Genomic DNA, 21207 nt, shown 5'->3' with positions numbered 1-21207 from the left:
TTGGCTCAGCGCATGCTAGGCCGGCTTATAGATCCGGAACCTGCGGAAGTCCCGCAAGCCCCGGAACCCGGAAGATCAGCCTTGAGCCGCTTCGGTCAACTCCAGGATCATCGACAGGACCCGCTTGGCGGACAGCTGCAGGTCGGCCTTGGTCAAGGCGTAAGGATGCTGCGGGTCGGCCAAGGCGTCGAGGATGTCCTTCTTATCCGAAGGGATGCCGGGCATGGTCACGTCGTTGCCGGCTTTGATGTCCCCGGCGGCGGAAGCGCACGGCCATTGGTCCCCCTTGGGACCCATCCCGCCGGTCACCAGCCAGTCGGTCATGACGAAGCCGTCGAAGCCCCACTCATCCCTTAAGGCCTCGGTCACCAGGTCGCGGCGGTTGCAGGTGTGCTCCCCGTTGACCAGGTTGTAGGAGGTCATGACGGTGCGGGGATGGGAGAGCTTGACGCAGATCTCGAATCCTTTCAGATAGATCTCTCGCAGAGCCCTTTCGGAGATCTTGTTGTTCTGGAAGTAGCGGTTGGTCTCCTGGTTGTTGGCGGCGAAATGCTTGATTGTGGTCGCGCAGCCGGGATGGCGGTGAACCCCGTTGGTGATGGCGACGGCGGTCCGGCCGGCTACCAGGGGGTCCTCGGAATAGTACTCGAAGTCACGGCCGCACAGGGGGGACCGGTGGATGTTCATGGCCGGAGCCAGCCACAGGTGCACCCCATAGGACTCCATCTCATCGCCCACCAGATCGCCGCAGTCGGCGACCAGGTCGTCGTTCCAGGCCTGGGCCAGCTCCGTGCCGATGGGGATGGCCGTGCAGTACTGGTAGTAGGTCAAGGTCGATTCCGGCGACTTGGCTCCCCCGCTGAGGACGGTCTCCCTTTCCTCGGGCGTGAACATGTAGGTGATGTCCCCGGCCATGGAAGGCATGAGGGAGACGGCCTTGCCTTCCTGATCCAAATAGTACTTCTGGGACAGGCGCAGGCCGGCGGGGCCGTCCGACATGACCAGGACAGGCAGGTCGCGGTCTTCCAGCTTATGCGTGGTCTCCCCCGCGGCCCCGGCCACCGTGCTGGAGGCGTTGCCGGTCACTTCCATCAGGTCGCCTGATTCCTTGAAGGAACCGATGCAGAGGTAGGTGAGCTCTTCCTCGGTCAAGGATGCCACGAAGGCATCGACGCTCCTCTTGCCCGCGACCACCTCTTTCCAGGAGAATGGCTCGACTGCAGACAGCTCCTGCGGCTCCGCCTGGTATTCCACCCTCGCGGGTTGGATGGCTCCAGCCGGAACGGCCACTACCGGGGCGGCGGCGATTTCAGCCTCTTCCTGCGGGTAGCCGATGGGCTGACCGGCCGGAACCGAGTCTTCGAAGCCGCAATCTCCTCCGATGGAGTGGAGCTGTTCGGTGATGAAGTCGGAATCCACAGTGAGGACGCCGGCCACGTGGGTGGACCGGGAAGAGTCCCCCATCCGGACCAGGTAGGAACCGGCTTCCACCACGTAGGCGGACTCTTCCTGATCATAGGAGGCCAAGGAGGCCAGACCGAAGCTGATCCGCAGGGTCTGGGACTCCCCCGGCCGCAGTTCGCCGCTCTTGGCGAAATCGACCAGGGTCTGGTATGGCTTGGCGATTCCGCGGGACCCCTGCGGAGCGGACAGGTAGACCTGAACCACATCCTTGCCAAGGGCTTCGCCGGTGTTGGTCACCACGGCCTCGACGGTCACCTGGTCCCCTTCCAGGCTGAAGCCCGCCGGCTCCACCGTGAAGGAGGTGTACCCCAAGCCATAACCGAAGGGGTAGGAAGGAGACAGGCCGGCCGAATCGAAGTACCGGTAGCCGACGAAGACGCCCTCCTTGTATTCGGTGTTGTTCGGGTCCCCGAAGCCTTCGGTGGAAGGATAATCCTCGATAGGGGCCCAGGTAGTGGTCAGCTTGCCCGAGGGGTAGCTTCGGCCCAGCAAGACATCGGCGCAGGCGTCCCCGGTCGCCGTTCCCAGCTGTCCTAAGAGGAGGATGGTCTTGACCTGGTCGAGCTCCGACAGGTCAACCACCCCGCCGACGTTGAGGACGAGCACGAACTTGTCATATTCCTCGTTGAGGGCGGTGATGTCACGCAGCTCGCTTTCGGTCAGCTTGATGTCCCCTCTGACCGGACGCCGGTCGGACCCTTCACCGGAGTTGCGGGCCAGGACGTAGACGGCCACGTCGGCTTCCCCTCCTTGCCCTTCCGGCTCCAGGGGGATGTCATAGTCGGGTTCCAGCGGGGACTTGCCCATGGTGGCCAGGATCGGGTTGATCCCGGCCTTTTCCGCCTCGGCCCTGATGCCCGTGTAGAAGGACCGCTTGGTCTGGTCGACCACCTGGTCGTAGGCGTCCAGCCAGGCCGTGGTGGTGATGGCGACCCCCGCCCGGGTCAGCCCTTCCTCCACGGAGACGAAATGGCGGACGTTCACGTCGCCGGAGCCGGTTCCGCCTTTGATGGTCTGCCGGGCCCCGTTGCCGTAAAGGGCGATGGACCGCGGATCCTTCAAAGGCAGGGTCCCGTCGTTGCGCAAGAGGACCATGCATTCGGGGGCCAGTTTGCGCACGGTCCCCTCATGGGCCTCTTCAAAGGCCTGTTTGTCCGGATTCTTGATACGAATGGTCATGAAAGCTCCTTACTTGACGCTCTTGATGAAGATGATTTGATGACGCCACGGATGACGAAGACGTCATGGCGAGGGAACACTCGAAGGGACGTATGCCGAACGCCGCCTGCTCATCCCGGCATCCTCGCCAAAGACGAAACGGGCATCCGTTTTCATTATAATCCGGCCCCGAATATTCGGGGAAACGTTCAGCCCAACACGCCGAAATGTTGGAGGGCCCGATAAATCCCGTCCTCATCGACGCTGCTGGTCACGTAGTCGGCGTGGGATTTCACCAGGTCGCTGGCGTTCCCCATGGCCACCCCAATCCCGGCGTAGTCGATCATATCGATGTCGTTCTCGCCGTCGCCGAAGACCATGCAGTTCTCCCGCTTAAGCCCCCAGGAATCCAACAAGGCGGCGATCCCCTTGTCCTTCCCTCCGTCGGCGGGGATGAAGTCGGCGAAATCCTTATGCCAGCGCAGAGCCCGGGTATGGTGGAAGATTCCGGTCACTTCAACCACCCTTTCCGCAGTCAGATAGATGCTGAACTGGTAAAGCTCATGCGTCTTGGTCCGCTCATAAGGGTCGTCGATGACCGCTGAAGGGGCCGTGTCCTTCAAGCTGTCATAAAGCTTCTTCGCCTCAGGGGAAAGGAAATTGAGATAACCGTATTCCAGCTCGGAGAAATGGACCCCAGTCTCGGGATGGGTCTTGAGGTAGTCGAGCAGGAGGCGGACGTCCCCTTGATCCAAAGGCTCCCGCCTCTGGTACCCCCGCTCGTCGTAAGCCACCTGGCCCGTCATGCAGACGGTGCCGTCGAATTCCATGCCCAGCACTTTCTTGACCGCCTCGTATTCATGAGGGGACCGACCGGTCGCCAAAGAGGCCTTGATCCCCTGTTCCCGGCAGGCGGAGATGGCGGCCCGGGTGGAAGCCGGCACCTGGCTGGTCTTGAAGGAAGTGAGGGTCCCGTCGATGTCGAAGAAAAGGGCGGTGATGGGGGTGGAGACAGTCATACCCCCTAATCTACCGTGGCCGCTTGAGCTTTCTGCGGCCACGAAAGGAAAATGGACGAATGGCTCACTATACTGGTCTTCATGACCGAATCCGTGGACCATCTTCTCAACGCCACCGACTTCGCCGGCCTGGGGCCGCAAGCGGAAAAGGAGGGGGCCGAGCACAGCCGATGCGCCATCTTCGCCGCCGGCAGCTACTACGAAGATCCCCCCTACCTGGACAAGTCCTACCTGATCGTGGCCGCGGACGGCGGCTTGGATTACATCAGCTCCTTGGGCATCACCCCCCATGCGGTCATCGGGGATGACGACTCCCTGCGGGACCCATCCGTGTGTCAGGGCCTGGATCCGGACACCGAGTTGATCACCCTGCCCAGCCAAAAGGATGACACGGACCTGGTCGCCGCCATCAAATACGGCTGGGAGCAAGGGATCCACCAGTTCGACATCTATGGAGCCTTGGGCGGGCAGATCGACCACACCATCGCCAGCCTGAAAGCAATCGCCCTGGTGGCCGAAGCCGGAGGCATCGCTTTCCTCCACGGGGACAGGACCATCGTGACCGCCATCAGCCAGGCGACCATGACCTTCCCGGCCGGCTATGTGTCCCCCCGCCGGATGATCTCCCTCTTCGCCCACAGCCGCACCTGCTCCGACCTGACCATCGAAGGGCTCAAATACGAACTGAGCCACGCCCAGGTGGACAATTCCCATGATTTCGGTTCCCGCAACGAGTTCCTGCCGGACAGGCGGGCCACGATCAGCCTGGACCAAGGGACCCTCCTGGTCACCTATCCCAGCGAAGCCCCTTACCCCACCATCGTCACCCGCTTGGCCCCGGCTGATACCTTGGGGCCCATCGCCCGTACCGTCTCCGACCGCCTGAACCGGCAAGCCTGGAATTCCCAAGCCTGAAAGGCCTAGTCCAAGCCTCCCGAACGAGGGATGAGCACGTCTAGGAGGAAGAGGCCGTCATGGGCATTGATAGTTACCAAGCCCTTGTATTGCTGGGCCACCAAACGGATGGATTGGACCCCGAAACCGTGGTAGCGCTTGTCTTCCTTGCTGGTGCGCAGGACCCGCTTCTCCCGACGGTCGGGGTCGGCATGGGAGCTGATCGACCGGGCGCGCACGATCCGATTGTTGTTGTCCCGGTAAGTGAGCACCCCTTCGTAGGGGTTCTCGATATGGAAGATGACCATCCCCTTGTCTTCCCGGACGGTCATGCGGATGTAGCGGCGGGAGGGGTCGGAGATCTTGGAGACGGCTTCGATTGCGTTGTCCAAGGCGTTTCCGAAAAGGGAGTAGATGTCTTGGGGCTTCATGAAGGAAAGCTTGGACCCGTCGATCATCCTCTCCAGCTGGATCGACCGTTCGGTGCAGATCAGGGATTTGTTGGTCAGAAGGACGTCCAAGGCCTCATTGCCTGAATGGAGGGACGAATCGTAGAAAGAGACCAGCCGGCCCAGGTCCTGGATCTGGTCGTCGGGGATCTTCCCTCCCAGAAGGTTGAGTTGCTTTTTCAGGTCATGGGTCTTGACGTTGATCAGCTCGATGGTCTCCTTATCAGCCGCCAGCTTGTTCTTCTGCTCGTTGAGAAGTTGCTGGAGGACGGCCGATTCGTGGATGGTGGCGAAGCGGTCTCCGATCTCGGTCATGAGTTCAAGCAGGAAACCGCAGGTGATCATGCGGGTCATGATGAAAGTGACGAAGATGAGGGGGCTGACCTGCTCCCCGGTCGTGGATCCGTTATACAGACTGGCGAAGATGGTCACGCAGAGGAAGACGCCGATGACGAGGGCCAGGATCCGGGCCCCGATCACCACGTCCAGGGACTGCCAAGCGATGCGGCGGGCGAAAAGCAGGTAGGCGAGGACGAAGAAGGGAATGAGGCAGAGGGGGTAAAGGACCAAGGAAAGCCAGGAGGTCTCCCCCGCCGGACCGATCAGTTTGACCAGGCCGTAAGTGGTCACCTGGGCCCCGCAGTAGATGAAATGCTGGGCCGTCACCCCGGCCACCAGGTAAAGCAGGAGATGGCGGACGTCCGATTCCAGACAGACCCACATGGTGAAGAAGAGGCCGGCGTAGAAGACCAGACACCGGACGATGGTCGTGGCTGCGTTGGCCGGCACATAGGTGGCCCAGAAGTTGCCTATGGCCAGCAAGGCGGCCAGACACAGCAGGCCCTTCCAAGCCCATCCTTTTTTCCTTTTGATCTTCCATGTGAAAAGGATGACCGACAGGAGAAGTTCCAAGACGAAGCCGGAAGCGGAGAAGAAGGAGACCAGACCCTGGCCGGAGGCGGCCAGGAAGTCATAGAAGGGGTTAAGCCGCATAGCCGGCCCCCAACTCCTGGGCCAGTTGGGCGAAGAAGTCCTTCTTATAGGCCCGGCCGATGGGCAGCTCGTCCCCGTCCACCAAGGTCACGGTGGAGCCGGAGATGGATTCGATCTGCCGGACGTTGACCAGGTGCTGCCGGTCGCAGCGGAGGAAGCCCTTGTCCCCCAAGCGGTCCGACGCCTCCTGCATGCTGCCCACCGAGTTGAGCACCCTTTCGCCGGGGCCTTCCAGGTGATAACGCAGGTCGTGCCGGTGGACTTCGATGTATTTGATGTTGCGCAGGAGGATTCTCTGGGCGTACCCCTCTGGGCCACGATGACGCTGTCGGAATTGTTCCGGCAGGCCCGGACGGCCCGATCCATTTTGCGTTCGAAAGTCTGGTATTCCATGGGCTTCATCACATAATCCAAGGCGTTCACCTCATAGCCCCGGGAGGCGTACTGGGCCAGGTTGGTCACGAAGATGAGGATCACTTCCTGGTCGAACTGCCGCAGGCGTTTGGCGGCGGACAGGCCGTCCATGCCCGGCATCTCGATGTCCATGAAGACCAGGTCGTAGCGGGCCTTGTAGGAATCCAGGAAGTCGGAAGGCCGGCCGAAATGCTCAAGGCGGAAGTCCACTCCGCGCTCGGCCCCGTACCGCTGCAGGCAGGAATCCAGGCGACGCGCGTCGTCTGGCTCGTCCTCCACTATCGCCACTGTCAGCATTCCGGCTCCTTGCCTGTCGGGCTTGATCGTCTTCGGTCTTCCGCTTGTCTGATGAAACAACCTTGAATATTGTAACAGTCTTAATATTGTAACAATCATCCGGCCCCGCCTGCCCCCCTATCCTTTCGCCCGAGTAGACTGGAAGGCCTGAATACACCGGCAAGGACGGACGAGGAGGCGGCCATGGACGATCACGATAAGCTGAAGAAGCGCCAGAAGCAGGCGCGCGACCATTCCCGCTCCACCCGCAGGTCCAGCCTGGCCCATACCACCCTGCGCCTGATCAACACCTTGCTCATCCGCTTGGGATCCTTCTTCTCCTCTCCCTTCCGTAAGGCCGGGAGCGGCGAGAAGAGGGGCGAGCACGATCTGGAGGAGGTCTACTCCCCCATCGTCGGCCATACCGTGGCCCTGGAAGAGACGGGGTACAAGGTCTTCTCCTCCCATATCCTGGGGGAAGGGGTCGGCATCATCCCTGATAAGTCCTACTCAGGCGTCTATTCCCCGGTGTCAGGGACCATCAAGACGGCCCCTGACACCGGCCATGCCTACGGGATCGAGACCAAAAGCGGGGTGGAGATTCTCCTGCACATCGGGGTGGGCACGGTCAAGATGAAAGGGAAGGGCTTCCGCAAGCACGTCTCGGCCGGGGACCACGTCCATGTGGGCGACAAACTGGCCGACGTGGATTACCGGGCGATCAAAAAGGCCTGCTACAGCAACGTGACCATCATGACCGTCACCAATTCCCGCAAGATGGAGGAAGTCATCGCCTGGGAGGACATCAACGTCGACGTCGGAACCCCCATCATTGAGGTCACGCACTAAAATTCCCCGGATTGTTCGCCCTCGAAAGCAAAAAACGCGGCTTTGATTGTTGCTTTTTCCAAAAAATAGGTGTATGGTGGTTCCTGTTAGCGATAACAGGGTTGTTACTCTGATGAGGCAAGACCTGGGGTCGGACGTCAAGTCTGGCTCCAGGCCTTTTTTGTACGCTGGCAGCGCTGTCAGCAGGAATCATCTCCCGACAACCTCCTTATCCCTTTGGCCGATCCTCGCGACCCGAGAACCGGCTTGAAGGAGAAAAACTCACAGTTGAGAAAGGATTCCTTATGGGAAATAGGGAAAACGCCCAAGCCATCATCAAAGAAATCGGTGGCCCCGGCAATATCGTGACCCTGACGCATTGCGCGACCCGTTTGCGCTTCGCCCTCAAGGACGCGACTCATATCGACTCGAACAAGTTGGAGGACATCCCCGGCGTCTTGGCCGCCATCCCCCAGGGTTCGAACAACTACCAGGTGGTCATCGGAGGCGGTGTGGAAGCCGTCTACAACGACATCATGGCCCTGCCCGAGATGAATAATGTTGCTAAGGGCACCCCCCAAGAAAGTGAAACCGGCATGTCCGATGCCGATGTAAAGGCGCAAGAAAGGGCGAAAGTCAAGGGCAAGAATCGCTTCGTCGATTCCTTCTTCGAATTTTTGTCCGACTCCTTCCGCCCCATCATCGGCGTCCTCTTGGGCGCCTCCCTTATCATCGCCATCGTCAATGTCCTCATCGCTTGCCATCTGATACCAAATGACACGGCCAACCCCACTTTGATCTTCGTCCAGGCCATGTGGAAGGGCGTCTTCTACTTCTTGCCACTCATGATCGCTTACAATGGCGCCAAGAAACTGAAAGTAGATCCCTGGGTGGGGACCGCTGTCATGGCGGCGGTCATGACCCCTCAGTTCATGGCCTTGTCCGCACCCGACACCTATAAAAGCGTTTTCGGGAACAGCGATGGTTTAAAGGCGGCGAAAGGCGTTCTGCACTGCGTTGCGGGAACCGTGGCAGGCACCCAGAATTGCTCCACCAGGGTTTTCGGTTTACCTCTGCAGCTGAACGATTACTCAGGAAACGTCTTCGTTCCCCTCTTCATGGTTGTAGTGCTTGCCTTGGTTTATAAGGGACTGCAAAAGATCATTCCTAACAGCGTGCAACTGGTCTTCGTGCCCTTCCTGTCCATGATCATCATGATTCCGGTCACCGCCTTCCTTTTGGGCCCGCTGGGCGTATGGGTCGGCAACGGCTTGGGCTTCGTGTTCGGTTGGATGAATCAGCACGTCCCCTTCCTCTTCGCCATCGCAATACCTCTCATCTATCCTTTCCTCGTCCCCTTGGGGCTTCATTGGCCTCTGAACGCACTCATGCTCGCGAATATCCAATCTCTGGGATATGACTTCATCCAAGGCCCGATGGGCACATGGAATTTCGCCTGCTTCGGCGCCACCCTTGGTGTTTTGATTTTGGCGATTCGGGATAAGGACGTCCGGATGCGCGAAACCGCTGCAGGCGCTTTGGCCGCAGGCCTTCTGGGAGGCGTTTCCGAGCCATCCCTGTATGGAATCCATCTCCGGTTCAAGAAGATCTATTCCCGCATGCTGGTTGGCTGCGGCGCCGGCGGCGTCACCATCGCCATCTTGGGTTGGCTTTTCCCCTCTTCCATTCATGGCGGAACGGTCCGCGGAGTGACGACCGGAGTCTTCGCCTTCACTTCCCTGCTGACCATCCCGGTCTTCAACCAGATGTGGGTTTATGCGGTCTCCATTCTCGTCGCTTTCTGCGTATCCGCATTCATGATCGTCGTTTTCGACTATCGGACACCGGAAGAGAAAGCTGCGATCGTTTCCGCTTCGCGGAAGTCCTCTGCAGTCGATATCGATAAGGTCACTACCGCTCCGAGCGCTGGAACGGCTGAAAGCTCCGAGGCGACGCGAACCGAGCACGTCTTCTCCCCCCTGACCGGTCGGACCATCTCTCTGGAAGACGCCGGAGACAAGGTCTTCGCCTCCCACGTCTTGGGAGACGGGGTCGGCCTGGTGCCTGATGAAAGCAAGCCTTCCGTCTACGCCCCTGTCAGCGGGATCCTCAAGACCGTGGCCGAAACCGGACACGCCTACGGAATCAAGACCGACGACGGGGTGGAAATCCTGGTCCACGTGGGCATCGACACCGTCAAGCTCAAAGGCGAAGGTTTCGCCGTGGCCGTGGCCAAAGGCGATCGGGTGAACGCGGGCGATAAACTGGTGGATGTGGATTATCCCAAGATCCGCGCAGCCGGCTATAAGACCACCACCATCATGACGGTGGCCAACACCAAGAAGATGAACTCGGTCATCCCCCACATCGACTTCGACGTCAAGACCGGGGACCCGGTCATCGATGTCGTCCGGTGACAGGCAGATAGTCAAGGTGGAGACCAAAGGCGACCCCATGGAAATCTTGCGAGTATTCAATAACAACGTCATCCTCGCCCGCGATGGAGGCCAGGAAGTGATCCTGACCGGCCGCGGCCTGGGCTTTCAAGCGAAGGCAGGGCAGAGCGTGGATGAGTCTCGCATCAGCAAGGAATTCATCCCCGTGGACGGGCGGGACCCCGACCACATGGCCATGATGCTGGCTGATATTCCCCCAGAGATCGTCTCTTTGGTCGCCGATGCCATGACCGACTGCGGCATCACCAAAGGAAGCGCCGTCAATCCCATCCTCACAGTCGCCTTGGCCGACCACGTCGTGGGCGTCCTCAGGCGGCTGAAGGCCGGGATCCATGTAACCTATCCTTTAGTGGCCGAAGTGACCACGCTTTACCCGGATGAATACATCCAGGCCCAGGCCTTCCTGACCTACCTGAATAATCATCTCGATCAGGCCCTGCCCCAAGAGGAATCCGTCGCCTTCGCCCTTCATCTGGTGAACGCGGGCTTCTCCACCGGGGATCTCTCCTACACTTACCAAATGACCGGTCTGATCCAGCAGATCCTCAAAATCGTGGAAGAGACCTTCTCCATCGACGTGGATCAAAGCTCGGTCAGCATCGGCCGTTTCATCACCCACCTGCGCTACCTCTTCGTCCGTTCTTACCAGCACCAACAGTTGAAGGACTCCCCTCAGCCGATTACCAAGGCCATCTGCGAGTCCTATCCCCAGGAATTCCAATGCGCGTCGACCATCGCCGCCTTGCTGGAGCTGAGGCTGAACGGGCCCATCACCACCGACGAAGTGGCCTACCTGACCCTCCACGTGGCCCGGGTCCATGAACAGGCCTTGCGGGAGGAAGCGGAGAGACGGATGGAAAACAAACAACAGAATAGGCAAGAAGGAGAATCCCCTCTGACCTGATCGTCAGCCGGGGCCGGCCCTCAACTTCAACCAAGTAAAAAACAAAATTAAAAATCCCAAAACAAAAACACAACCGAAAGGAACAACCATGATTTCTCGCACCGCGACCGTAGGAGCATCCGTTGGCCTCCACGCCCGTCCCGCAGCCCTCTTCGCCGAGGCGGTGAACGACAAAGATATGGACGTGACCATGAAATTCAACGGGGAAGAGGCCGACGCCGCTTCCGCCTTGGAGATCATGACCTTGGGCGTCAAAGGCGGCGACCAGGTGGAGATCACCTGCGACGACGACAGCAAAGAGGCCGAAATGGACGAACTGGCCCAGATGCTCGCCCGCGACCTGGACGCCGAGTAAGCGTCGGTTCTGTATCTGTATCGACCACGGCGTCGCCGACATGCGGCGCCTGCTTCAAGGAGGCATATATGACTGATACGCATCAAGTACTTCATGGAATCGGCGTCTGCGCCGGAACCGCCCACGGGCCTTTGGCCTTTGTGGTAGCCGCCCCGGGCGTGGATGAAGCCGAAGGTCCCTGCTCCGACCCCGCCGCCGATGGCGAGCATATTCGCCAGGCCATGGCCCTCGTCTCGGAAAGCCTGAAGAAACGTGCCGAGGGGACGGAAGACCAAAAATCCAAAGCCGTCCTGCAGGCGACCGCGCAACTGGCTTCCGACAAGGGCCTGGCCAAGGCCGTGGATAAGAAGCTCAAGAAGGGCGAAGGCATCACCCACGCCGTCTACAGCGCCGTGGAGGACTATTCCGCCCTACTCAAGAAGCTGGGCGGCTATATGGCCGAACGCGTGACCGACCTGCGCGACGTGCGGGACCGCACCATCGCCCAGTTGCGTGGCCTGCCCGCCCCCGGAGTCCCGCAGATCGAGACCCCTTCCATCGTGGTCGCCCGCGACCTGGCCCCAGCCGAGACCGCCACCCTCAACCGGGACAAGGTTCTGGGCATCGTGACCGAAGAAGGCGGCCCCACCAGCCATACGGCCATTCTGGCCGCCCAACTGGGCATCCCCTGCGCCGTCAAAGTGTCCGGCCTGCTGGAGAACCTGTCTCCTGAAGACACGGTGGCCTTGGATGGGGGCGTGGGCGAAGTGATCGTCTCCCCCACCGAAGCCGAAGTGGACCAGTTGGCCGAACGTTCCCGCCGCCGGGCCCTGGCCTTGGCCGGGTCCTCCGGGCAGGGAGCCACCCGCGACGGCCATCATGTGGCCTTGTACGCCAACATCGGCAACGTGGATGACGCCAAGCGGGCAGCAAGCTTCGACTTGGAAGGCTGCGGCCTCTTCCGCACCGAATTCCTCTTCCTGGGACGGATGGAAGCCCCCAGCCTGGAAGAGCAGACCGACATCTACACCAAGGTCTTGGAAGCCTTCGGCGGCCGCCACGTGGTCGTTCGCACTCTGGACGCCGGCGCCGACAAGCCTTTGGCCTTCGCCAACCAGGAGAAGGAAGAGAACCCGGCTTTGGGCGTGCGCGGCCTGCGTTTGAGCATGCGGCGGGAGGACCTGATCGACACCCAGCTGCAGGCTTTGGCCGCGGCCTATGAGAAGACCCATGCCGAGCTGTGGGTCATGGCCCCCATGGTCTCCACCGTGGATGAGACCGAATGGTTCGTCAAGAAGGCCAAGGCTTACGGCCTGCCCACCGTGGGCGTCATGGTGGAGGTCCCGGCCGCCGCCATCCGCTCCAACCAGGTCCTGTCCGAATGCGACTTCTGCTCTTTGGGCACCAACGACCTGGCCCAGTATACCATGGCCTCCGACAGGCTCAATGGCGAACTGGCCAACCTGCTGACCCCCTGGCAGCCGGCCGTCCTGCGGATGATCAAGTTCGCCTGCGAAGGCGGAGCCGCCACCGGCAAGCCAGTCGGAGTCTGCGGCGAGGCCGGCGGAGACCCGCTCATGGCCCTGGTCCTGGCCGGGTTGGGAGTCAACTCCCTGTCCATGGCCGCCACCAAGGTCAACGCAGTCCGGGCCGCCTTGCGTCTGCATGACCTGTCCACCTGCCAGCAGATGGCCGCTTACGCTCTGGACGCCCGCACCGCCGAAGACGCCCGGGCAGCCGTCATCGCACTGGCCGATCCGCAATTGCTGGATCTTCTCTGAAATTGCCGGATCTCCTCTGAACCCTACCCACCCCTTGCCTCCCTTAAAGAGGTAGGAAGAGAGGCAACCGATAACTGAATATGGGAAAACTGAATAATTCACAACATCGGGCCTCGCGTGCGCATGCGCGAGGCCTTTTTTTCGTGGACTTTCTTATCATCTTCCCCTCCCGACCGCACTTTACCCTTTGTCCTGCCTACTACCTTGGCCCAGTCTTGCACCTGTCTTGATACTGTCGCCGTGGCAGACCACTGATTCCAAGCTCTGGAAGAACTTCAGCCTGGGGTCAAACGGTCTTGCATCGTACAGCCCCAACAGTAGACTGGAAGGCGTTGGCAAAGGCCCAATTTTGATGTGCCACCAGGCAGATCAATGACTTATTTCCCTAAGGGAGTAATTATATGACAGTAAAGATTGGTATCAACGGTTTCGGCCGTATCGGCCGCCTTGCATTCCGCCGTATTTTCGAATTGCAGGAAAAGGGTGGCGAAGCTGGTGACATTGAAGTTGCAGCTATCAATGATCTGACAACCCCGTCCATGCTCGCCTACCTGCTCAAGTATGACAGCAGCCAGGGCTCCTTCCGCCACGTTGACGGCCGTCCCGTGCAGGTTTCCTCCACGGATACCGCCCTCGTGGTCGAAGGCAAGGAATACCCCGTTTACGCCGAGAAGGACGCGAACAACATTCCTTGGGTGAAGAACGATGGAGTCGAGTATGTGCTCGAATGCACCGGTTTCTACACCTCCGCCGAGAAGAGCCAGGCCCACCTGAACGCCGGCGCCAAGAAGGTCCTCATCTCCGCTCCCGCCAAGGATGACACCACCCCCACCGTGGTCTACGGCGTCAACCATGAGATCCTCAAGGCTTCCGACCAGATCGTCTCCGCCGGATCCTGCACCACCAACTCCCTGGCGGCCATGGTTCAGACCCTGGACGAGAACTGGGGCATCGAGGTCGGTTTCATGACCACCATCCATGCCTATACCGGAACCCAGATGATCCTCGATGGACCTCGTTATCCCAAGCCACGCAACAACCGCGCCGCCGCCGTGAACACCATTCCTCACAGCACCGGCGCCGCCAAGGCCATCGGCAAGGTCGTTCCTTCCGTGGACGGCAAGCTGCAGGGCCACGCCCAGCGCGTGCAGGTGCCTTCCGGCTCCATCACCGAGCTGACCGTCGAGCTGTCCAAGAAGGTCACCGCTGACGAGATCAACAAGGTCTTCGAAGAGAAGTATTCCGACTGCGAGTATTACGGCTTCAATGGCGACGGCATCGTCTCCTCCGACATCATCGGAGACACCCACGGTGGCGTCTTCGATCCCACCCAGACCGTGGTCAACACCGCCGGCGACAAGCAGCTGGTCCAGACCGTGGCCTTCTACGACAATGAGTACGGCTTCACCTCCAATATGATTCGTACCCTCCTCTACTTCGCTGAGATCAGCGAGTAAGGGAGTCGTTTAGCCAAGTCCAATTGGCTCAAGCCCCCGTCATCATGATGGGGGCTTTTTGTTTTCCTGTCTTTTTGCCTCCTACCTCCTTAGCTTCGCTTGCTTAGCTTGCCGTTTCTGTCTTTTTCCCCTAACCCGCCTTCCTGTTTTCCTGTTTTCCTTGTCTAGCTCGTCTAGCTGGCGGACCACTATGGAGGCATGTCCAAGAAACGGAAAAACACGCCCACGAATGAGCACGTTTCCACTCCGGCGGTCCAGGAGCTGGAGAAAGCCGGCGCGGTTTTCGCCGTCTACACCTATACGCATTCAGCCGATCACATGGACCAAGGCTATGGATGGGAAGTGGCCTCCCAGATCAGCGGCCATGAGGCCGGTCAGATCTTCAAGACTCTACTGGTCAAGGCGGATGGAGAATTCATCACCGCAGTCGTTCCCGTGACCGGCCATCTCAGCCTCAAAGCCTTGGCCGCCGCTGTCGGGGCGAAGAAAGCGGCCATGGCGGAACCGGCCGAGGCCATGAGGGTGACTGGCTACGTGGTGGGAGGAATCTCCCCTCTTGGTCAGAAAACCGCCCATCGGACGGTGATCAACACATCCGCCTTCGACTACGAGGAGATGCTGGTCTCCGGAGGCAAAAGGGGTATCAGTCTGGGAATCAAACCGGAAGACCTGCTGGCGGTCCTGAACAAACGGAAGCCGGCGACCAAGGCCGACATCGCCGCTTGGTGAAGATTGGTAAGGGGCTGACCTAAAATATCACTGTTCGCGTCCTCTTTCGCTTTCAATTTTCACTCTTCATTTTCAAAGGAGAAAACCGATGACCATCCGCACCCATCATAGGGGAAATGAATACACTATCGAGGCCGGCGACTACCGGGCCATCATCCTCCAGCAAGGGGCCGCCTTGCAATCCCTGACTTGGCAGGGGAAGAAAATCGTGGTCCCCTCCCCTACGGACCAGACCGTGCATGCCTGCTGCGGCCAGATCCTCATCCCTTTCCCTAACCGCATCGAAGATGGGGAATACGACTTCGACGGGAACCACTACCTCCTGCCCATCGACGAGCATGACCGGAATAACGCCATCCATGGGTACGGCTATCGGGCCATGTGGGACCTGGTCTCCTTGGACGCCGGGTCGGTCACCCTCTCTTGGCAGACCCCTTACTTGGCCGGATATCCCTTCGACCTGACCGTGACCGCCTGCTGGCGGCTCAGCGAAGATGGCCTGGGCCTGACCGTGACCGCTCATAACCACGACTCCCGCGAGGCTCCTTGGGCCTGCGCCATCCATCCTTGGCTTTTCAATGGGTCCGATCAAGCGGAAGGCGACGCCGTGGACCAGGCCAACGGGATGTGCCACCTGACCATCCCCTCCGACACCCACGTGACCGTCAACGACCGGCTCCTGCCGACCGGGCAGGAGCCGGTGGAAGGGACGACATACGACCTGCGGGAAGGCCCCAGCTTGGAAGGCCGGCCTTTCGATGATGCCTGGACCTCTGTGGACCATGACCCCGCCACGGGCTTGACTTCCGCCGTTTTCACCAGGCCTGACGGGATCACCGTCACCCTGAGCGGCGATAGGTCCGTCACCTCCTTCCAGGTGTGCACCGGGACGGGATTCGCTCCCCAGAACCGTCCGCAGGGGGTGGCCGTGGAGCCACAGACCGCCTATGCCAACGCCTTCCGGACCGGCATCGACTTGCTGAGCATCGAGCCTGACGGCGAAGTCAGCACCACCTTCTCCTTCCATGCCGAAGAAAAGTAAAGACTAAGCTGCCAAAATCCACTAGAAATCCACTCGTCTGTGGACTATGGAATAATACCAAAGGTACAAATTCTTAAAGGAGGCCATTATGGGCAAGCGTGGACGTATGCGTCGCGAGCGCCGCAAGAAGGCTGCTAACCACGGCAAAAGGCCAAATGCTTAAGCTTCGTTAGCATTCTTCCCAATGAATGCGTAAAGCCCCGCCACGTGCGGGGCTTTTCCTTTTCCCAAGTGTCGTTTGGTCTTAAGTGGCCCTAGATTTTCCAAGTTTCTCTAGATCCCTCCCAGATTACAAATTCCAAAATCCCTAGGTCGCAAAGCTCCAGACGGCCTTAAAATGCAAGATTCCCCCAGAGTACACAGATCCAAACTCTCAGATTGCAAGTTCCAGATCACCAGATTCCAAGCCTTCCCCATTGTCAACAGCTCAAATGGCCACCATCTCAGACTGAAATGACCTAGATTGTGAATCCCCCCAGATTGTGGACATCCCATCCTCCCAACCATGATAGTCAAGGGGAGGCTTTGCCCGCCTTGAACAATCCCACCACCCTTAAAACAATGCCGCATTGCCCAAAAATCATCAAAATGCCTTGGCAAAGACCGCCGAGGAAGCCAAAATTGGGCAAAACTTGGGTCAAAGCAACCTTCAAAAACCGGACGTGTATACGAAACGAGGTTACAGAAAAACACCATTGGAAATGGCGGTCACTTTTCTGTAACCTCGTTTCGTATACGCCTTAAAGGTGCAAAAGGTGTAATGAAGGAAGGGCAATGCCGGTGATTCAACCAACCGGCAGCCCAAACAGCCTGTAGCCCATTCATTTGGCAGTTCAATCACCCGGATGAGTCAACAATCCGGAGAGCCTAGTCACAACCGCAGGAACAAATCCTTTCAAGACTCTGGAAAAGCCGGCTTTTCACCTGGTCAGGCGCCGACTGAGGGCGCAAAGTCCGTTTGATGCAGTCCAGCATGGCCACTTCCTCCAGAGAATCCAGGTCCTTCTCCGAGAAGCAATCGCCGCAATCGCAGGCGATCCTTTCCACGACGGAGACAGTGGGGATATAGCTGACCGAAGTCGAGGCGCGGCCGGTCGACCGCCTCAGACAGTGCCTCACCTGGCCACACTCATAGGCGAAATCGGAGTCGTCGAAATGCCCCCTCACCCTTTGCACACAGGTGATCTGGGTCTGAAAGCCGCGGAAGACCTCCACTGCGTATCCGCTTCGTACATACCTTGCCATGTCTATCCTTCAGGTCGCCATTAGCTTTTCCGCTAACGCTTTGTTGTCGAGTTGCTGGGTTGTCTAATTTGAGTTGCTGTTGGGTTGCCTCTGAATCGTCTTGTCCGGATTATCTTGCCTGGCTCGTCACATCCGACGCCACCGCAACCGAAGCCGTCGGGATGGCGGTTTCGGGCGGCTACACCGGACCCAATCCGCTCCTACGCAAAGGATAACTGGACAGCGTCCGGATTCTTCCAACCAGGAAGGATGATTCACAATCAGTGAAATCGCAGGGGTCACAGAAGCCACAGATACCACAGCAGCCACGGAAATCCATGAAAGCGCCAGCCACATCACCCTTCCTCCCCGTCTTTGTTGGCCTTGCCCGGGCCTGGGTGGGCCGGGGACCCCTGTCTGCCGGGAAGATGGATCCGGGAATAGCCCCTTTCCATGGCATAGGACTGCAGCTCCTTCTTCAGCTGAGTCCTGGCCCGGTTCAAGCGGCTCATGACCGTGCCGATCTTGATGCCCAGCTCGTCGGCCACCTCCTGATAGGACTTGCCGTCGATGGCAGCCAGGATGAAGACCTCCCTGCGTTCGGGAGAGAGCTTGGCCAGGGCGTCCATGATCTCCTCCGGAGGATAGGCGTCGGCATAGGTCTGCTCGGCCGATTTGAGGCCTGACCCCTGATGCTCCGAGGCGGCGTAGATGTCCCAATCGTTGTATTCGCCCGTGGCGTCATTGGCCCGCTTGGGACTGCGTTTGGCCTTCTGGTATTGGTTGAAGAAGAGGTTGCGCTCGATGGTGGTCATCCAAGCGGCGAAATTGGTCCCTTGGGTGAAGGAATCGAAATGCTTGTAGCCTCTTTCGAACGTGTCCTGGACCAGGTCTTGGGCGTCTTCCGGATTGTTGGTCAATTTCATGGCATAGCGGTAAAGACTGTCGATGAGCGGGGTCGCCAGCTCTTGGAAGGATTGGCCCTCCTCGCGCTCTTGGCTTGGGCTTTGCTCTTGGCCTGCGCCCTGGCCTGCATTTTGCTCCTGACCTAGGCTTTGCCTCTGCCCTAGGCTCCACTCTTGGCCATTTTCCTTATCCGATTCGGTTTCCACTGTTTCCACCCCTCCATTTTTCCACACCTTCTTGATTCCCGGCCCTTGGGCATGTCATTTAGGTATGGCATTTAGGTATGTCCCTTAGATATGTCACTTGGGCATGTCTTTAGGCACGTCATCGGCCGATTCCCGGACCTGCGGGCGGCTTCAGCCCAAGGCCCGACCACTCTCTTCCCCTTGGACCGATACCATGGAGACATGGATACAACGATTGTGGACCAACTGAATTCCTTGGAAGATCAGGCCTGGGATACGCCTTTGAAAGACTCTTACCTCTTGGGCTTCGACACGGAAACCACCGGCGCCTGCTACGGCACGGACGCCATCGCCTCCGCCTCCTTGGTTCTGAGGGACCCGGCGGCCGGATTCCCAGGAGACCGGATCAGTCAGTGGATCATCAACCCCGGGGTTCCGATGAATCCCTTCGCTTCCCAAGTCAACGGCTTCACCGACGCCTACCTGCAAGAGCACGGCCAGGACCAGGCCGAAGCCATAGGCCAGATCGCCGAGACCATCCTCCTGGCCCAAAGCAAGCGGATCCCCCTGCTGGCCTACAACGCCCCCTTTGACGTGGCCATGCTCGATGGGGATTTGCGGCGGCTGGGAGACAGGAACCTGAACCAGCAGACGCAGGACCTGGGCCATGAGCTTTTGATTGTGGACCCCCTGGTCTTGGACCGGTCGGTCAGCCATCGCAAAGGCAAGCGGACTTTGACCGACACCACCTATTATTACGGGGTCCAGCCGCATGGTTCCTTCCACGACGCCACAGCGGATACGATCGCGGCCGTGGACCTGGTGGCCCCCATGGTTACTCTTTACCCGCAAGTGGGCCAGCTGGACCTGGCTTCTTTGATGGATTGGCAGCGTCAGGCCCATGAAGCCTGGAAAGACCAGTTCAACGACTATCTGATCTCCCGCGGGCGGCGGCCGGTGACCGACTCCTGGTTCCCCAGGAATCGGTAAGTTCAGCGAGGGGAAGTCCGTCGTGCCCGCGGCCATCTAGCCTACCTTCTACCATGATGCTTATGACTGAAAACGTTCAGGGCCGAATCACCCTTTCTCACGCCGTTGAAATCCTCTCCTCCCATGGTCTGCTGCGGGAGCTGATAGCCGGGGAGGTCTGGGCGGACAGCCTGGAAAGCCTGGGTTCCCAGCTGGGGAAGGACCTGAGCTCCATCGTTTTCAGCAACCTGACTTATGACTCCCGTACCATCGACTCGGCCAGCCTCCTGGTCTGCAAAGGCCGTTTCCACAGCTCCTACCTGGACCAGGCCGACGCCCTCGGCCTGCCCTGCTACGTGGCCCAGGAGGATTTCAGCTCGGCGACCAAGGCTTTGGGAATCATCGTCACCGACGTCCGTCAAGCCCTGGCCCTCCTTTCCGCCGCCTTCTATGGCGACCCCGCCAGCCAGTTGAAAGTGGTCGGCATCACCGGGACAAAAGGCAAGACCACGACCGCCTACTTCACCCATGCCATCCTGTCCGCCTACTCCGGAGGCAAAGCCGCCCTCCTGTCGTCCGTGGACAACTGCGTGGACGGGACCACCTTCACGGAATCCAACCTGACCACCCCCGAGTCCCTGGACCTCTACCGGATGATGCGGCAGGCGGTGGACGCGGGCATGGAATACCTGGTCATGGAGGTCTCCTCCCAGGCTTACAAGGTCCAGCGTGTCTTCGGTCTGAGGATGGCTGTGGGGGCTTTCATCAACATCTCCCCCGATCACATCAGCCCCATCGAGCATCCCACTTTCGAGGATTATTTCTACTGCAAACGCCAGATCGCGGCCAATAGCGACAATCTGGTCATGAACGCGACCATGGCCCATGCCTCTTTGGTGGCCGAGGACGCGCGGGCCCATGGGGCTGGCCTGTCCGCTTTCCGCCTGGTTCAGGGGGAAAGCGGATCAGCCCATCACGAAGAGGCTGAAGACTCCCGTCTGGCTTCCCTCCCCACCGTCACCGCCAGCCCTCTGGATCCGGATCCGACGCTGGGGTTCCGCATCAGCGATGGGCAGGGATTCAGCAAAGACTTCCGCCTCAGCATCGCCGGCGACTTCAACTACGCCAACGCCGCCGCCGCCATCGCCATTGTCAAGTCCTTAGGGATGGACCTGACTGACCCGGCCATCGCCCAAGCCTTGGAAGCCATGGAGAAGGTGACCATCTCGGGGAGGATGGAGACCTTCAGCAGCCCCCAGGGGAGTCTGGCCGTGGTCGATTACGCCCATAACGGGGTCTCCACCACCGCCTTGCTGGATTACGTGGACAAGGCTTATGGGAAGATGGACCCGCGCATCATCCTGGTGACCGGTTCGGCAGGCAATAAGGCCTACGACCGCCGGCAGGAGATCGTCCAAGCCGCCCAGGACCGCATCGCCCGCTTCATCTTCACCGAAGAGGATACCGACACCGAACCCATGGAAGAGATCTGCCAGCAGATGGACCAGGCGGTGACCAACCCCCAGGTGGAGCACGGGATCGTCCTGGACAGGACCCATGCCTTGGAAGAAGCGGTCCGCGACGCCGCCAGGCACCAAGAAGAAGGGGGGATGACCGTCATCCTGGCCATCGGCAAAGGGAACGAGCGCTGGATCAAGCATCTGAACAAGCACGTGGCCTATGAAGGCGACGACAAGGTCCTCTCCCGGCTTTTGGAAGCCTGAA

18 protein-coding genes and 1 pseudogene are annotated in these 21207 nt (G+C 59.6%); 12 read left to right on the top strand and 7 right to left on the bottom strand.

Going from position 1 to position 21207, the window contains the following annotated elements:
- Window positions 1-75: 75 nt before the first annotated feature.
- Window positions 76-2643, bottom strand: coding sequence for a beta-glucosidase (locus PSDT_RS03380; RefSeq protein ID WP_006289362.1), 2568 nt, complete (start codon window positions 2641-2643; stop codon window positions 76-78).
- 188 nt (window positions 2644-2831) lie between these two features.
- A complete protein-coding gene (locus PSDT_RS03375) occupies window positions 2832-3641 on the bottom strand; it encodes a Cof-type HAD-IIB family hydrolase (protein ID WP_006289363.1) in 810 nt (269 codons plus the stop codon).
- A gap of 51 nt (window positions 3642-3692) precedes the next feature.
- On the opposite strand from PSDT_RS03375, the gene PSDT_RS03370 reads away from it, so the two are divergent.
- Window positions 3693-4556: a thiamine diphosphokinase gene (locus PSDT_RS03370; RefSeq protein ID WP_006290482.1), complete on the top strand. Its 864-nt coding sequence runs from the start codon at window positions 3693-3695 to the stop codon at window positions 4554-4556.
- Window positions 4557-4561: 5 nt separating this feature from the next.
- Here PSDT_RS03370 and PSDT_RS03365 read toward each other — a convergent pair whose 3' ends face one another.
- The 3 genes and pseudogenes from PSDT_RS03365 to PSDT_RS08570 all read right to left on the bottom strand — a co-directional run.
- Entirely contained in the window at window positions 4562-5977 is a 1416-nt protein-coding gene (locus PSDT_RS03365) for an ATP-binding protein (RefSeq protein ID WP_006290483.1), read from the bottom strand.
- Complete coding sequence (locus tag PSDT_RS08575; RefSeq protein WP_231859837.1) at window positions 5967-6212, bottom strand: LytTR family DNA-binding domain-containing protein; 246 nt, start codon at window positions 6210-6212, stop codon at window positions 5967-5969. Before PSDT_RS08575 ends, PSDT_RS03365 begins: the two co-directional genes overlap by 11 nt.
- 200 nt (window positions 6213-6412) lie before the next feature.
- Window positions 6413-6688 (bottom strand): annotated as a pseudogene (locus PSDT_RS08570) (LytR/AlgR family response regulator transcription factor); the annotation flags it as partial.
- 183 nt (window positions 6689-6871) lie between these two features.
- On the opposite strand from PSDT_RS08570, the gene PSDT_RS03355 reads away from it, so the two are divergent.
- The 9 genes from PSDT_RS03355 (at window position 6872) to PSDT_RS08725 (ending at window position 16361) form a co-directional block, all read left to right on the top strand.
- Window positions 6872-7516 (top strand): PTS sugar transporter subunit IIA, encoded by a 645-nt coding sequence (locus PSDT_RS03355; protein WP_006289366.1) that lies wholly within the window; start codon window positions 6872-6874, stop codon window positions 7514-7516.
- A 284-nt stretch (window positions 7517-7800) separates the two neighbouring features.
- The gene (locus tag PSDT_RS03350) at window positions 7801-9912 is read left to right on the top strand and encodes a glucose PTS transporter subunit IIA (protein WP_006289367.1); all 2112 of its coding nucleotides are present in this window, start codon (window positions 7801-7803) and stop codon (window positions 9910-9912) included.
- A gap of 37 nt (window positions 9913-9949) precedes the next feature.
- Window positions 9950-10855 carry a PRD domain-containing protein gene (locus tag PSDT_RS03345; protein WP_048349446.1) on the top strand — a complete coding sequence of 302 codons (906 nt, stop codon included), beginning with the start codon at window positions 9950-9952 and terminating at the stop codon, window positions 10853-10855.
- A gap of 88 nt (window positions 10856-10943) precedes the next feature.
- The gene (locus PSDT_RS03340; RefSeq protein WP_006289369.1) at window positions 10944-11210 is read left to right on the top strand and encodes an HPr family phosphocarrier protein; all 267 of its coding nucleotides are present in this window, start codon (window positions 10944-10946) and stop codon (window positions 11208-11210) included.
- 68 nt (window positions 11211-11278) lie between these two features.
- Window positions 11279-12970 (top strand): phosphoenolpyruvate--protein phosphotransferase, encoded by a 1692-nt coding sequence (gene ptsP, locus PSDT_RS03335; RefSeq protein ID WP_006289370.1) that lies wholly within the window; start codon window positions 11279-11281, stop codon window positions 12968-12970.
- Between the two features lie 401 nt (window positions 12971-13371).
- Window positions 13372-14427 (top strand): type I glyceraldehyde-3-phosphate dehydrogenase, encoded by a 1056-nt coding sequence (gene gap / locus PSDT_RS03330; protein WP_006289371.1) that lies wholly within the window; start codon window positions 13372-13374, stop codon window positions 14425-14427.
- 198 nt (window positions 14428-14625) lie between these two features.
- Window positions 14626-15156 (top strand): YbaK/EbsC family protein, encoded by a 531-nt coding sequence (locus PSDT_RS03325; protein ID WP_006289372.1) that lies wholly within the window; start codon window positions 14626-14628, stop codon window positions 15154-15156.
- Between the two features lie 88 nt (window positions 15157-15244).
- Window positions 15245-16198, top strand: a complete 954-nt coding sequence (locus tag PSDT_RS03320; RefSeq protein ID WP_006289373.1) for an aldose 1-epimerase family protein — start codon at window positions 15245-15247, stop codon at window positions 16196-16198.
- Window positions 16199-16286: 88 nt separating this feature from the next.
- Window positions 16287-16361 (top strand): 50S ribosomal protein bL37, encoded by a 75-nt coding sequence (locus tag PSDT_RS08725; protein ID WP_372656330.1) that lies wholly within the window; start codon window positions 16287-16289, stop codon window positions 16359-16361.
- Between the two features lie 704 nt (window positions 16362-17065).
- Here PSDT_RS08725 and PSDT_RS03315 read toward each other — a convergent pair.
- Window positions 17066-17443: a hypothetical protein gene (locus tag PSDT_RS03315; RefSeq protein ID WP_006289374.1), complete on the bottom strand. Its 378-nt coding sequence runs from the start codon at window positions 17441-17443 to the stop codon at window positions 17066-17068.
- 335 nt (window positions 17444-17778) lie between these two features.
- The gene (locus PSDT_RS03310; RefSeq protein ID WP_006289375.1) at window positions 17779-18534 is read right to left on the bottom strand and encodes a sigma-70 family RNA polymerase sigma factor; all 756 of its coding nucleotides are present in this window, start codon (window positions 18532-18534) and stop codon (window positions 17779-17781) included.
- Window positions 18535-18735: 201 nt separating this feature from the next.
- Here PSDT_RS03310 and PSDT_RS03305 point away from each other — a divergent pair, with 201 nt between their 5' ends.
- The gene (locus PSDT_RS03305; RefSeq protein ID WP_036737430.1) at window positions 18736-19503 is read left to right on the top strand and encodes an exonuclease domain-containing protein; all 768 of its coding nucleotides are present in this window, start codon (window positions 18736-18738) and stop codon (window positions 19501-19503) included.
- Between the two features lie 62 nt (window positions 19504-19565).
- Window positions 19566-21206, top strand: a complete 1641-nt coding sequence (locus PSDT_RS03300; protein WP_006289377.1) for a Mur ligase family protein — start codon at window positions 19566-19568, stop codon at window positions 21204-21206.
- Window position 21207: the final 1 nt, after the last annotated feature.

This window comes from Parascardovia denticolens DSM 10105 = JCM 12538 (assembly GCF_001042675.1).
In the GTDB taxonomy this organism is placed as follows: domain Bacteria; phylum Actinomycetota; class Actinomycetes; order Actinomycetales; family Bifidobacteriaceae; genus Scardovia; species Scardovia denticolens.
Note: the sequence above shows the minus strand (reverse complement) of the source record. Positions and strands in the feature narration are given on the sequence as shown.